The sequence below is a fragment of the Streptomyces sp. NPDC005722 genome (assembly GCF_040630935.1).
In the GTDB taxonomy this organism is placed as follows: Bacteria; Actinomycetota; Actinomycetes; order Streptomycetales; family Streptomycetaceae; genus Actinacidiphila.
In genome coordinates, this window is sequence record NZ_JBEXYN010000047.1 from 23,792 (window position 1) to 36,572 (window position 12,781).

General features: G+C 74.8%; 15 protein-coding genes. 7 read left to right on the forward strand and 8 right to left on the reverse strand.

Annotation, left to right across the window (positions count from 1 at the left end; genetic code table 11):
* Positions 1-14: 14 nt before the first annotated feature.
* Complete coding sequence (locus ABZ479_RS34705; RefSeq protein ID WP_500465268.1) at positions 15-716, reverse strand: nitroreductase family protein; 702 nt, start codon at positions 714-716, stop codon at positions 15-17.
* A gap of 101 nt (positions 717-817) precedes the next feature.
* Entirely contained in the window at positions 818-1,480 is a 663-nt protein-coding gene (locus tag ABZ479_RS34710; RefSeq protein ID WP_500465269.1) for a TetR/AcrR family transcriptional regulator, read from the reverse strand.
* 267 nt (positions 1,481-1,747) lie between these two features.
* On the opposite strand from ABZ479_RS34710, the gene ABZ479_RS34715 reads away from it, so the two are divergent.
* Positions 1,748-2,626, forward strand: coding sequence for an alpha/beta fold hydrolase (locus ABZ479_RS34715; RefSeq protein WP_500465270.1), 879 nt, complete (start codon positions 1,748-1,750; stop codon positions 2,624-2,626).
* Positions 2,627-2,671: 45 nt separating this feature from the next.
* Here the strand turns inward: ABZ479_RS34715 and ABZ479_RS34720 are convergent, their stop codons facing one another.
* Positions 2,672-3,904 carry an FAD-dependent oxidoreductase gene (locus ABZ479_RS34720; RefSeq protein ID WP_500465271.1) on the reverse strand — a complete coding sequence of 411 codons (1,233 nt, stop codon included), beginning with the start codon at positions 3,902-3,904 and terminating at the stop codon, positions 2,672-2,674.
* Positions 3,905-4,025: 121 nt separating this feature from the next.
* Here ABZ479_RS34720 and ABZ479_RS34725 point away from each other — a divergent pair, with 121 nt between their 5' ends.
* Positions 4,026-5,258: a cytochrome P450 family protein gene (locus ABZ479_RS34725; RefSeq protein WP_500465272.1), complete on the forward strand. Its 1,233-nt coding sequence runs from the start codon at positions 4,026-4,028 to the stop codon at positions 5,256-5,258.
* A 118-nt stretch (positions 5,259-5,376) separates the two neighbouring features.
* Here the strand turns inward: ABZ479_RS34725 and ABZ479_RS34730 are convergent, their stop codons facing one another.
* From ABZ479_RS34730 to ABZ479_RS34740, 3 genes are all read right to left on the reverse strand, one after another.
* Positions 5,377-5,847, reverse strand: coding sequence for an SPW repeat protein (locus ABZ479_RS34730; protein ID WP_499609406.1), 471 nt, complete (start codon positions 5,845-5,847; stop codon positions 5,377-5,379).
* A gap of 195 nt (positions 5,848-6,042) precedes the next feature.
* A complete protein-coding gene (locus ABZ479_RS34735; protein ID WP_499609414.1) occupies positions 6,043-6,432 on the reverse strand; it encodes a hypothetical protein in 390 nt (129 codons plus the stop codon).
* Positions 6,429-6,713, reverse strand: coding sequence for a ribbon-helix-helix domain-containing protein (locus tag ABZ479_RS34740; protein ID WP_499609416.1), 285 nt, complete (start codon positions 6,711-6,713; stop codon positions 6,429-6,431). Before ABZ479_RS34740 ends, ABZ479_RS34735 begins: the two co-directional genes overlap by 4 nt.
* 130 nt (positions 6,714-6,843) lie before the next feature.
* Between ABZ479_RS34740 and ABZ479_RS34745 the strand changes: the two genes are divergently transcribed.
* From ABZ479_RS34745 to ABZ479_RS34755, 3 genes are all read left to right on the forward strand, one after another.
* Positions 6,844-7,509: a maltokinase N-terminal cap-like domain-containing protein gene (locus ABZ479_RS34745; RefSeq protein ID WP_500465273.1), complete on the forward strand. Its 666-nt coding sequence runs from the start codon at positions 6,844-6,846 to the stop codon at positions 7,507-7,509.
* A 309-nt stretch (positions 7,510-7,818) separates the two neighbouring features.
* On the forward strand, positions 7,819-8,613 hold the full coding sequence (locus tag ABZ479_RS34750; protein WP_500465274.1) for an SDR family NAD(P)-dependent oxidoreductase: 795 nt from the start codon (positions 7,819-7,821) through the stop codon (positions 8,611-8,613).
* 89 nt (positions 8,614-8,702) lie between these two features.
* Entirely contained in the window at positions 8,703-9,146 is a 444-nt protein-coding gene (locus ABZ479_RS34755) for a GNAT family N-acetyltransferase (RefSeq protein ID WP_500465297.1), read from the forward strand.
* A gap of 67 nt (positions 9,147-9,213) precedes the next feature.
* Here the strand turns inward: ABZ479_RS34755 and ABZ479_RS34760 are convergent, their stop codons facing one another.
* A complete protein-coding gene (locus ABZ479_RS34760) occupies positions 9,214-9,600 on the reverse strand; it encodes an Imm32 family immunity protein (RefSeq protein ID WP_500465275.1) in 387 nt (128 codons plus the stop codon).
* A 50-nt stretch (positions 9,601-9,650) separates the two neighbouring features.
* Complete coding sequence (locus ABZ479_RS34765) at positions 9,651-10,961, reverse strand: amidohydrolase family protein (protein WP_500465276.1); 1,311 nt, start codon at positions 10,959-10,961, stop codon at positions 9,651-9,653.
* A gap of 99 nt (positions 10,962-11,060) precedes the next feature.
* On the opposite strand from ABZ479_RS34765, the gene ABZ479_RS34770 reads away from it, so the two are divergent.
* A complete protein-coding gene (locus ABZ479_RS34770) occupies positions 11,061-11,819 on the forward strand; it encodes an IclR family transcriptional regulator (RefSeq protein WP_500465277.1) in 759 nt (252 codons plus the stop codon).
* A complete protein-coding gene (locus ABZ479_RS34775; protein WP_500465278.1) occupies positions 11,816-12,766 on the forward strand; it encodes an ornithine cyclodeaminase family protein in 951 nt (316 codons plus the stop codon). The genes ABZ479_RS34770 and ABZ479_RS34775 overlap by 4 nt, the downstream gene beginning before the upstream one ends.
* Positions 12,767-12,781: the final 15 nt, after the last annotated feature.

Below are 12,781 nucleotides of genomic sequence, written 5' to 3' on the forward strand. Positions count from 1 at the left end.
CGCGGCGCGCCCGCTCAGGACGCAGGGGGGTCGGGTTCGATGCGGGCGCCTTCGGCGTCCGGCGGCCACAGGGGCTCGGGGACCCGGGCGCCGAACGAGGCGCCCCAGCGGTTGCGCGACGAGACCTCGTGGACGGGACGCCGGTTCGCCGCGACCCCCCAGCGGCCCAGAGGGTAGCCGAAGGCCAGCATGGAGATCATCCGCCAGCCGTCCCCGGCGGGGACGCCCAGCAGTTCGCACACGGTGCCGGCCTCGTAGCGCAGCACCGTGGTGAGCACCGCGCCGATGCCCTCGGCGCGCGCGGCCAGCATCGAACTCCAGATCGCCGGGTAGATGTTCGCGCCGCCGTGGTCGTCCACCGCGAAGACGAAGACCAGCAGGGGGATCTCGGTGAAGTGCTCGGTGAAGCGGTCCCCGGACCTCCTGATGCGCGCCAGGGACTCGGCGCGCAGCTCGGCGTCCTCGTGCGGCGCCGCGCCGAGCAGGCCGGCCGCGATGTCGTCGTACTCCTGCCGCCGGCAGGAGGCGTAGAGCCCGGCGAGCCGGGCCTTGAGCGTGGGGTCGTCGACGGCGAGGAAGTGCCATCGCTGGGTGTTTCCGCCGTTGGGCGCGCGGATCGCGGCGTCCAGGATCCGGCACTGGCTCTCCAGCGGGATGGGGTCCGGCTTCATGCGGCGCATGATCCGGGTCGTGTAGAGCGCCTCGTGAACGTCCACCGGTCGGCTCCCAGGGCAGGGGTGGCGGTTCCGTCGCAGGTACCCATCGTCACACGGACCCGCCGCCCGGCACGCCCGGAGCACGCCCGGAGCGCGGCCGGTCAGCCGGCGGGACGTGCGGCGACGGCGGGCCAGAGGGTGGCGACGACGCGGTCGGCCACGTCCGCGCCGGAACCGCCGGTGCGCAGGTAGTCGGCGAAGTAGCTGCCGAAGCAGAGCGTCACGACGGTGTCGAGGTCGACGTCCTCGCGCAGCTCACCGCGCTCGCGCAGCCGCAGCAGGGTCCGCGTCAGCTCCTCGCACCGGGGCCCCACCCCGTGCTCGCGCAGCTGTTCCAGCAGGCCGGGGGCGCGCTCGACCTCCGCCATGAAGTTGCCGTGCAGGGCCATCGCACCCCTGTTGTGGTAGCGGGGGTCGAGGCGCCGCACGGCCTCCCGGAACGCCTCGACCCCGGGCAGCGCGTCCATGTCGACGTCCGGGTACGCCTCGCGCTGGGCGCGGAAGCCGTACGCGAGCGCGTCGACGACCAGGTCGTACTTGTTGGCCCAACGCCGGTACAGCGTGGGGCGGGTGACCCCGGCGTCGGCCACGATGTCCCCGATGGTCATCTGCGAGTAGCCGTCGGCGACCAGGCGCTTGCGGGTCGCCCGGATGATCGCCTCCTCGATCGCCGGGTCCCGCGGCCGGCCACCGGCCCGCGCGCCGGCACCGCGGCCGGCCTCCCGCTCGTCCCCGGCGTTCCCGGCGCGGTCCTCGCCGCTCATCCGCGGTCCTCTCTGTGCCGGGACACGGGCCCCATGCCGATCGATAGCGGGCATTACATTACATAAGTGTAATGTAACGACCCCTCACTTCACCATGCGAACGGCCCGCGCACCAGGGTGCGGACCCCGGACGCCGCGGGCAGCATGAACCCAGCCTTGCCCTCGGCCACCCCTCGCACCGGGGGGTGCCGCGCGGGGACGGCGCGACTATCGTACCGACTGGACGGTATGAGCCGGTCCCCCGTCGCGAGCCCCCAGGAGCCCCGCATGCCCCGCGCGAAGTCCAACGGAATCGAGCTCGAGTACGACACCTTCGGCAGCCCCGGCGATCCGGCGCTGCTGCTCGTCATGGGCCTCGGTGCGCAGATGACCCTGTGGCGGGCGGAGTTCTGCGCCGCGCTCGCGGACCGCGGCTTCTTCGTCGTGCGCTACGACAACCGTGACGCGGGCCTGTCGACGGGGCTCGACGAGCACCCCGTCCCGGACATCGGCGCCGTGCTGTCCGGCGACCGCTCGGACGTCCCCTACCTGCTGGCCGACATGGCCGACGACGCCGTCGGGCTGCTGGACGCGCTGGAGATCCCGGCGGCGCACGTCGTCGGCGCCTCGATGGGCGGCATGATCGCCCAGCAGCTGGTGATCGACCATCCCGGCCGGGTGCTGTCGCTGTGCTCGATCATGTCGACCACCGGCGACCGGTCGGTCGGCCGCGCCTCGGCGGAGGCCATCGCGGCGATGCCCGGCGCGAACGGCGTTCCCCTGACGCGTGAGGCCGTCATCGACGAGGGGGTGCGCCGGGCCGCCGTGATCGGCTCCCCCGGCTACCCGCAGTCCCCCGAGGAGCTGCGCGAGCGCGTGACGGCCGCGCACGACCGCGCGTACCGGCCGGAAGGCTATGTGCGCCAGTACGCCGCGATCCTCGCCTCCCCCGACCGCACCGCGGGTCTGCGGGCGGTGGCGGTGCCGACGGTGGTCGTGCACGGCGAGCAGGACCCCCTGGTCGACCACAGCGGCGGCCGGGCCACGGCGGCCGCGGTCCCCGGCAGCGAACTGCTGCTGATCCCCGGCATGGGCCACGACCTGCCCGAAGAGGTGTGGCCGGCGGTCGTGGACGCGATCGCCCGCAACGCCGCCCGGGCCGTCTGACCCGCGGACGACACCACCGGCCGGCCCCCGGAGGCCGGCCGGTGCCTACCGCACGGACGCCGCCGGCGGGTGCTCGCGCAGGGCGCCGTAGCCGATGAAGTACGCGGGCACCCGCTTCAGCCAGGGCGTCGAGTTGAGCAGTCCGGCGAGCCTTCCCGCCCGGTCGGCGTCGCCGAGCGGGGAGCGGCCGGCCAGCACCGGGGCGATGAAGCGGCGGTGCGCCAGCCGCTGCAGGCCCTGGGTGGCGACCGTGGTCGGCCACCGCCGGAGCTGGACGGCGCGGACGTCGCGCAGTCCGACGCTGCCGCGGCGCAGCGGCTCGACGAGGTGCCGCGCGGTGGCGACGGCGTCCTCGACCGCGAGGTTGATGCCGATGCCGAACACGGGCGACATGGCGTGGGCGGCGTCGCCGATGCACAGCAGGCCCGGGCGGTGCCAGCGCTCCAGCCGGTCGCAGCGCACGTCGAGCAGCTTCACCTCGTCCCAGGAGCGCACCGCCCGTACGCGGTCGCCCAGCCACGGCACGGCCGCCGCGAAGGCGGCGAGGAACCGGTCGAGGCCCGCCGCCCGGAGGCCCGTGTCGCTCCCCTTGGGGATCAGCGCGGCGCACTGCCAGTACTCGCCGCGGTCGATCATCGCGGTGAGGAAGCGGTCGCCGACCCCGGCCACCAGCCCCTGCGGGTCGTCGGGGTGCCGCGGCACCCGGAACCACCACGCGTCCATCGGGCAGCCGAACTCCCGCAGGCCCAGCTCCGGGCGGGACCGGGCGAGGGACCCGCGGCCGTCGCAGGCCACGGTCAAGGTGGCGCGCAGTTCGCCCGTGCGGCCGTCGGCGGCCCGGTGGCGCACGCCCGTGATCCGGCCGCGCTCCTCGATGAAGGAGGTCGCCTCGGTGCCCATCCGCAGGGTGAACGAGGGCTCGCGGGCCGCCTCGTCCGCCAGGAGGGCGAGCAGGTCCCACTGCGGCACCATCGCCACGTAGTTGTACGGGCCGCGCAGGGTGCCGACGTCGGAGACGGTGACCAGGGACCGGCCGGGACCGATCGGCAACTGGACGGTGGTCACGCGGCGTTGCGGCAGCGCCGCGAAGCGCTCCGCCAGGCCGAGCTCGTCCAGCAGGGTGAGGGTCGACGGGTGCACGGTGTCGCCCCGGAAGTCGCGCAGGAAGTCGCCGTGCTTCTCCAGCACGGTGACGTCCACCCCCGCCCTGGCCAGCAGCAGGGCGAGCACCATCCCCGCCGGACCGCCGCCCACCACGCAGCACGTCGTCCGCTCCATCTCCCCGCCCTCCGCCGCCGTCCCTGACCGCATCCCTGACCGGACACAACGGGACATATTATCCTTGAACGATGCACATTAGTGTTGCCGTCATGAGGTGCCACGCACTCCCGGAGGCCTGATGAGCCAGCAGCCGGTCACCCTTCCGTTCACCGATCCGGCCTTCGCCGCCGATCCCTTCCCCCTGTACCGGGAACTACGCCAGGAGGGCCCGGTGCGCCGCGCGGTCATCCAGGGCGAGCTCGAGGCCTGGCTGGTCACCCGGTACGAGGACGGCCTGGCGGCCCTCACCGACCCGCGGCTGAGCAGCGACGTCCGGGACGCCGCCGACCCGCGGCTGATGGAGCGGCTGCCGACCACCGAGCGGGAGTCGATGATCCGCACGATGCTGCGCGCCGACCCGCCCGACCACACCCGGCTGCGCCGGCTGGTCTCCAAGGCGTTCACCGCCCGCCGCGTGGCCGAACTGGAGCCGCGCGTCCAGCGCATCGCCGACGAGCTCCTGGACGCGATCCTCCCGGCCGGACGGGCCGACCTCGTCGAGGACTTCGCGGTGCCGCTGCCCGTCACCGTCATCAGCGAACTGCTGGGCGTCCCCGTCTCCGACCGCTACGACTTCCAGCGGTGGACCGACGACATGGTCCTGCAGGGCCCCCAGCCCCCGGACCCGGCGAAGATCGAGGCCGCCTGGCAGCAGATGCACCGCTACCTCACCGCGCTGCTGGAGGCCAAGCGCGCGGACCCCGGGGACGACCTGCTCAGCGCGCTGATCGCGACCCACGACGACGAGCAGCGGCTGGACCGGCACGAACTCGTCTCGATGACCTTCCTGCTCCTGGTGGCCGGCTACATCACCACCGTCAACCTCATCGGGAACGGCATCGCCGCGCTGCTCACCCACCCCGACCAGCTGCGCATGCTGCGCGAGGACCCCGAGTTGCTGCCCGGCGCGATCGAGGAGTTCCTGCGCTGGGACGGACCGGTCAACCCCGGCATCGCGCGCTTCGCCCGCGAGGACCTGACCATCGCCGGGGTGGCGATCCCGCGCGGCGCGACCGTGGTGGTCGCCTCCGCCATCGCCGACCGCGACCCGGCACGCTTCGCCGACCCCGACCGCCTGGACGTCACACGGGCGGACAACGCCCACCTCGCCTTCGGCCACGGCATCCACTACTGCCTGGGCGCGCCGCTGGCCCGGCTGGAGGGCAGGATCGCCGTCGGCACCGTGCTGCGCCGGCTGCCGGGCCTCGCGCTCGCCGTGCCGGCCGAGGAGCTGCGCTGGCGGCCCCGCGTGCTGCGCGGCCCCGCACGGCTGCCCGTCACCTTCGGTCCCGCGGCGGGCGGGACGCCGTAGCCGCGCCGCTGCCGCCGGCCGAGGAGGGCGGCAGCAGCGGAGGAAGGCCCCGGAAAGCCGACCGCCGGGCGGGCGCACGAGGCGCTCGTCCGGCGGAACGGTTTCCGGCGGGAGCCGGTCAGATGCGCGAGCCTCCCGTGGGTCCCCTCATGTCCGTGGGGGTCCCACGACCCGTGGACGGCCGCATCGAGGCCGCCGCAAGGGCGAGCACCAGCGCGATGACGCCGACCACCACGTTGTTGATGATCGTGCGCGTCGTGGCGACGTTCCCGGCGATGCACCACGGCGAGATGATCGTCCACAGGCCGATGATGGCCGCGGCCCATGCCATGGAGTGCGTGCGCTCGAAGGCCCTGCCCACGCCGCCCATGAGCATGGCGTACGCGATGCCGGCGATCAGGGTGCCGACGGCTATCGTCGACAGCCCGTTGAAGCCCACGATCCAGGGGGACGCCGCCAGGTAGGTGCCGGTCACCAGGCCCATGGCCTCGATCGCCTGGCCCCGGTTGGTGGCGGTCGTCCTTTCGTACTCCGCGCGCAGCGCCAGCAGGTCGGGGTGCTGCTCGATACTCGGTCGGGTAGAGGCCATCTAAACCATCCCCACTCATTTCGGACGTTTCACCACACACTTACCCACGCTGTGGCGGTCGAGACGTGGAGATTCGTCCGGGACGGTTCCGGACCCCACCGCGAGGCGGCCCCGCGCCCGGGAAATCGGCCTCGTACGGCCGTCGAACGGGTGCGGATCTGATTCATCGGACCGGCTGCCGGTCCGGCAGCGGGATCAGAGGATCTGCTCGGTGTCGATCCGGGCGTCCACGCGCTTGTAGGCGTCGGGCTGCTGGGTGAGGACCGGCAGGCCGGTGGAGAGCGCGAGGTGCGCGGCGTGGGCGGTGGCGATGTCCGTGGCGCGCTCGTGGGCGATCTGGGCCACGGACCAGCAGGTGGCCTCGCCGAGCGCCCGGAAGACGAAGCACGGCGCCGCCAGGGCGTCCTGGAGGCGTTCGTACACCTCACCCAGGACCGACTCGGTCAGGCCCTGCGCGAAGGGGACCGCCGGGACGATCAGCGGCACCGCGGTCTGCGCCGAGCGGATGACCCGGGCCACCATGTACGGCCGCCCCAGGGCCAGGGCGCGGACGGCGGTGTGGTCGAGGATGTACCCGCCGCTCACGCCGCCTGACCCGGGTCGGCCGGAGGCGCGGTCTCGAAGCCGCGCCGCGTGTCGGCCGAGGCCACGGCCTCGAGCGCGGCCTCCCACTCGCCGGGATGGTCCTGACGGGCCCGGGCGGCGAGCCAGTCGACGGCACGCAGGGCGCGTTCGGTGCGCTGGAGCCGTTCGGTGACGGCCGCCTCGATGAACGCGGAACGGTTGCCGCCGGGGCCGCCGGCCAGCTTGTCGACCGCCGCCACGGTGTCCTCGTCGAGCGTGATGGTGACCTTCTGTTTCGCCATACGGTCACCTTACCGACGTATGGCCCCACGGGCGCTGATCGTCACCCGGCCGGCCGGACGTCCGCGTGTCGGACCCGGATGGGACGATGTCCCCGCCGCACGTACGGACTCAGGGGAGGATCCACCGGCCATGTCGCTCATCCACCGCACGACTCTGACGCCCACCAAGCTGGAACTGCTCACCGACTGGCTCCCCAGGCAGCCCTGGTACGCGGGCGCCGGGCGGCGACCGGAGCTCGTGAGAGCGGGCGGCTTCCGCCTGGACGACCCCCTGGGCGAGGTCGGCGTGGAGTTCATGGTGGTCACCGACCAGGACGGCGCCGCCTACCACGTGCCCATGGCCTACCGCGGCGCGCCGCTCGCCGGCGCGGAGGACGCGCTCATCGGGACCACGGAGCACGGGGTGCTGGGCCGGCGCTGGATCTACGACGGCGCGCACGACCCGGTCGTGGTGGCCCAGTTGACCGCCCTGGTGCGCGGTGAGGCCGAGGCCCAGGCCCAGAGCGTCAGCGACACGCCCGACCCGACCGTCGCCCGCCACTACGCGGGACCGGCGGACGCCGCCGTCTCCGGCGCCGCATCCGTCGCCGACGGCCCCGGGGCCACCACCGATGTCACCGTCGACGCGGGCCCGGCCGGCCGCCTGGTCCTGCGCCTGACGCGTGCCCTGCGGCCCGGCGCGGCCGACGGCGCCGCGGGCGACGTGCTGGGCCACGTCGAAGCGGGCTGGCAGCAGCCGGACGGCACCGGGGTCCGTGCGGTCTTCGCCAGCCTGCGCAAGGACACCGAGGGCTGATCCGGGGGACGCGTACCGCCGAACCGGCCCGCGTGGACGGCGCGTTCGCCGACCCCTGGTCCGTCGCGGTGGAGGGGGCGGGTCCGTCCGGCGCCCCGGACTGCCGGGCCTCCCGGCCGCGTTGAGGGTGCCGGCCTGCGCCGCCGCCGCGGTACGCGTCCTGCCGCAGGTCACGGTGTCCTGGGGGCACCGCCGTCGCGGAGCGGCGTCCCCGTCGCTCGCCGCGCGGCGGGACGGCGCCGGGCGGAGACTGGGAGGAGCACGCGCGTGCTGCCGTGATCGTCGACCGGCTCGCCCCAGGGAGCGGACATGCGCATCGACCTCACCGGACGGACCGCCTTGGTGACGGCGTCGACGCAGGGCATCGGAGCGGCCATCGCCGCCGGGCTCGCGCGGGCGGGCGCCCGCGTCGGCGTGAACGGCCGCGACCCGGGGCGGGTGGAGCGGGCGCTCAAGGAGTTGCGGGACGAGGTGCCGGACGGCGATTTCGTCGCCGTCGCAGCCGACGCGGCCACCGAGGAGGGCGCCGAACGGGCCCGCGAGGCCGTGCCGGACGTCGACGTCCTCGTCAACAACCTCGGCGTCTACGGCGCCAGGGACGCCCTCGAGATCGACGACGCCGAATGGCGCCGGTACTTCGAGGTGAACGTCCTGTCCGCCGTCCGCCTCACCCGGATGTACATGCCGCGGATGCTGGAACAGGACTGGGGCCGCATCCAGTACGTCTCCAGCGAGTCCGGCGTGGCGATCCCCGTCGAGATGGTCCAGTACGGCATGACGAAGACGGCCATGCTCGCCCTCGGCCGCGGCTTCGCGAAGAAGGCCGCGGGGTCGGGCGTCACGGTCAACTCGGTCCTGGTGGGCCCGACCCGCACCGCCGGGGTGGAGGAGTTCGTCCGGGGGCTGGTCGGCGACGAGTTGCCCTGGGAGGAGGCACAGCGCCTCTTCATGCGCGAGCACCGCCCGCAGTCGCTGCTGCAACGACTCATCGAACCGGCGGAGATCGCCAACATGGTGGTGTACCTCAGCTCCGACCTCGCCTCGGCCACCACCGGCGGCGCGCTGCGCGTCGACGGCGGCTGCGTGGACGCCATCGTCACCTGAAGCGCCGTCGTCGGAGCGGGGCGGAACCCCGTGCACGGCGCAGGGTGCGCGCACGGCAGACTGGCCTCGTGAGCACGGTGGACTGGGACATGCGGCCGGCTGCGGCGACGGACGTCGAGGCGGTCGCGGAACTACGCGCCGTGGTGATGCGGCCCGACTTGGAACGGCTCGGGCGCTACGACGAGCGGCGCGTGCGGCAGCGCCTGCGCGACGCCTTCGTACCGGAGCACACCTGGGTCGTCGACGTGGACGGCGCCTTCGCCGGCTGTGTCGCCCTTCGGCCCGCCGACGACGCGCACTGGCTGGAGCACTTCTACCTGGCCCCGCACCTGCAGGGCGGCGGCATCGGCACGGCCGTCCTGCGGACGCTGCTGGAGCGGTGCGACCGCGACGGCGTCCCCGTCCGGCTCAACGTGCTGCGCGGCAGCGGGGCGCGCCGGCTGTACGAGCGGCACGGGTTCACCGTCGACACCGAGGACCTGGTCGACGTGTTCATGGTGCGCGAGCCCGGCACCGTCCCGTACGGCGGTTGATCCCCCGGGCGCGGCCCGGCGGTCCGTCCGCTCAGCCGCGCCGGCGCGGATGCCGGCCCGGGCCCGGTCACCTGGCCGGCATGCCGCCGTGCGGGCTGTTCACCACCAGGGACACCGATCCCTCGGCCAGGTAGGGGTGGTCGGGGAAGTGGTCGACGTGGACGTGACCGCCGTCCGTCGCGGCGGCCATCGCGTGCAGTTCGTCCGCGAGGACTGCCCTCGCACCGGGGTCACCGCTGATCACGAGAACGCGCCGCGCGGCATCGACCCCGATCCGCACCCCCGCACCGGCCGCCGTCCGCACGTCGACCCCGGCCAGGAACCCGTCGCCCGCCGGCGCCGTGGCCCCGATGAAGCCGTCACCCGCGGCCACCGCGTCCGCCAGGGCCGTCAACTCCCCTGCTGACGCCGCGAGATCCACCTCGCCGTACACCGGGTCGACGGTCAGTCTCACGTGTCGTGCTCCTCCGGTCCCGTCCGGCGAGCCGGATTCCCGGGGCGGATTCACCGGCTGTCCTCGAACTCGGCGCGGGGGAAGCGGTGTCCGCGCTTGACGGTCAGGGTGACGCTGCGCAGGTGGGCGATGTCGCGCAGCGGATCCTCGTCCAGGACGACGAAGTTGGCCAGCTTGCCGGGTTCGACGGTGCCCATGACGGCCTCGGTGCCGGCGGCGCGGGCGCCGATGAGCGTGGCCGAGCGGAGGACGTCGGCGGTGGGGATGCCGCAGCGCCGGACGAGGAAGGCGAGTTCGTCATGAAGGGCGGGGAAGGGGGCCCCGGGGGCGGTCTCGTGGTCGGTGCCGGTGGAGACGGCGACGCCGGCCCGGTGGGCCTGGGCGGTGACGGCGGCGGCGAGTTCGCTGTTGGCGCGGGCGCGGGCGGCGTCCTCGGGGCCCTCGCCGGCGAGTTCGTCGCTCTCCCACATGGCGGCGGTGGCGTCCAGGACGGTGCCCCGCGCGCGCATGAGAGCGAAGAGCCGCTCCAGGTGCGGGTCGTCCCCGGCGGCGAACCGGGCGTGGTCCACGGGGGGTTTGGTCCTGTAGGTGGTGAGCCCTGCGGGGCTGCCCTCGAAGGCGAGCAGGGTGGCGTGGGAGACGGTGTCGACGCCGGCTGCGACGACCTGGCCCGGGGTCGCGGGGAACACGGTGGCGTGGGCCCAGACGGCGATGCCCTGGCGGTGGGCCTCGACGGTGACGGCGGCGACCAGGTCCGCGTCGAGGTCCGCGTAGACCTTGATGGCGGCGGCGTACGTGCCGCGCGCCAGGGCGACCGCCAGGGGCAGGTCGGTCGCGGCGGTGACGGCCTGCATCCAGGGCACTTCGCCGGGCACGGCGCCCTGGGAGACCTGGTGGGTGCGCGGGTCGTCGAAGAAGCCGGGGCCGGCCATCAGGGCGGCGTAGCGGATGTCGGGGCCGGGGATCTCGCCGACGAGGGTGGCGCGGGCGAGGTCGCCGATCTGCCGCAGGTCGTCGGCCATGTCCCGGACGGCGGTGACGCCGCTGTACACGTGGCGGCGCAGCGCCGCCTCGGCCGCGGGGCGGTCGGGCGGGGTGGCCAGGTGCTGGTGGGTGTCGATCAGGCCGGGGACGACGAAACGTCCGCCGAGGTCGAACACCTCGGCGCCGGCGGGGAGCCGCGAGGCGAGGCCGGTGTCGGGCGCGACCGCGCGGATCGTCTCGCCGTCGGTGACGATCGTGGTCGCGGGCCGGGGCGGGCTGCCGGTGCCGTCGAAGAGGGTCGCGCCGCGGTAGACCGCGGTCGTGCCCGCGGCGGGCGCCGCGTGGGGAGTGGGGGCGCCCTGGGACCGGTCGGCCATGCTCACCTCGACTGTTGCAGCCTGCGTGACATCTGTATCGTCTGCCGAAACGGTCGGTACTGTACTCCAGCCGCCGCAGGACGAGGAGGAGTGCCCGCGATGTCCGAGGCCCCGCGCACCGCGGTGGACAAGGCGCTCGACCTGGTCGAGGCCGTCACCCGCGCGCCGCGTCCCGTCCGCCTGACGGACCTGGCGGTCGAGGTCGGCCTGCACCGGGCGACGGCGTACCGGATCCTGCTGGACCTGGTGCGCAGGGGCTGGGTGCTGCGGGCGGGCGACCGCTACCTGCCCGGTACCGCGGTGCTGCGGATGTCGGCGGCCGCGGCGGGGAACTCGCTGACCGCCCTGGCCAAGCCGGTGCTGCGGGAACTGTCCGACGTCACGGGGATGATGGTCAACCTTCAGGTCCTGGAGGCCGACCGGTCCCGGGTGGTCGACGTCGTCCGGCCGGAACGGCTGGCGGTGATCAGCCACTTGCTGGGCGAGGCGCTGCCCGTGCACCGTTTCGCCGGGCCGCTGGCGCTGGTCGCGGCGCTCGAACCGGCGGCCCGCGCACCCTACCTGCGTCCCGCCGAGGCCGACGGGCATCCGCTGGACGGGGAGGCGGGGCTGCTGGCGGACATCGCGCGCACGGAGCGGACCGGGGTCGCCGTGGAGCGCGGGCGCAACGAGAGGCTGATCGCCTCGGTCAGCCGCGCGGTGACGCCCGGCCCCGGCGCCCCCGTCTGCGCGCTGACCGTCGTCGGGCCGGACGCGGAGTTCGACGGGGCCCGGCTGCCCGCCCTGGAGCGCGCGCTGCGCGACGCCGCCGACGAACTCCTGCGGGTGCTGACCGGCCCCCAGGGAGGCGCGGCGTGAGGGGTGTCCTCGTCCTGGACCGCGCGCAGACCCGGGCCGCGCTCGACACGCGCCGTGTCGTCGATGCCGTGGCCGTGGCCCTCGTCGCGATCAGCCGCGGCGAGGTGTCGGCCCCGCCACGGATCGCCGCGCGCACCCCGGCGGGGCTGCTGGGCGCGATGCCGGGCCACGTGCCGGGGCTGGGCCTGGCGGCGAAGCTCGTGTCGGTGTTCGGGGACCCGGCGCGGCCCGGGCGCGGTGCGCACCGGGGCGTGGTCGCGTTCTTCGACGAGCACGACGGACGTCCCCTGGCCCTGATGGACGCCGAGTCGCTGACGGCCGTGCGTACCGCCGCCGCGGCGACGCTCGGCGCGCGCGTGCTGGCCCGCCCCGGGGCGGTGCGCCACACCGTGGTGGGCACCGGGGCCCAGGCGCGCACCCAGATCGGCCTGCTGGCGGAACTCCACCCGGGCGCGGAGGTCGTCGTCGCCGGCCGCGATCCGCGGGCCGTGCGCGAGGCCGCGGCCCGCCATCCGGGGGCGCGCGCGGCGGAGGGCGTCGAGGAGGCGGTGCGCGGGGCCGACGTCGTCTTCTGCTGCACCGGGGCAACACGTCCGGTCGTACGCCGCTCGTGGCTCGCACCGGGCACGCACGTGAGCTCGGTCGGCGGATCCCACGGCCCCGAGATCGACGCGGACACCGTACGGGACGCCGCCCTGTTCGCCGAGTGGCAGGGCGCCGCGGGCTCCCCTCCCCCGGCCGGGGCCCACGAACTGCAGGACCTCTCCCCCGGCCGGGACGTCGTCCTGCTCGGCTCGGTGCTCGCGGGCGACCACCCCGGGCGCGGCGAGGGGGACGGGCTGACCCTCTTCAAGTCCACCGGGCACGCGGCGCTGGACGTGGCCGCCGCCCACGTCGTCCACGCCGTGGCCCGCGCGGAGGGACTGGGCACGACCGTGGACCTCTGACCGTTCCCGACCGCA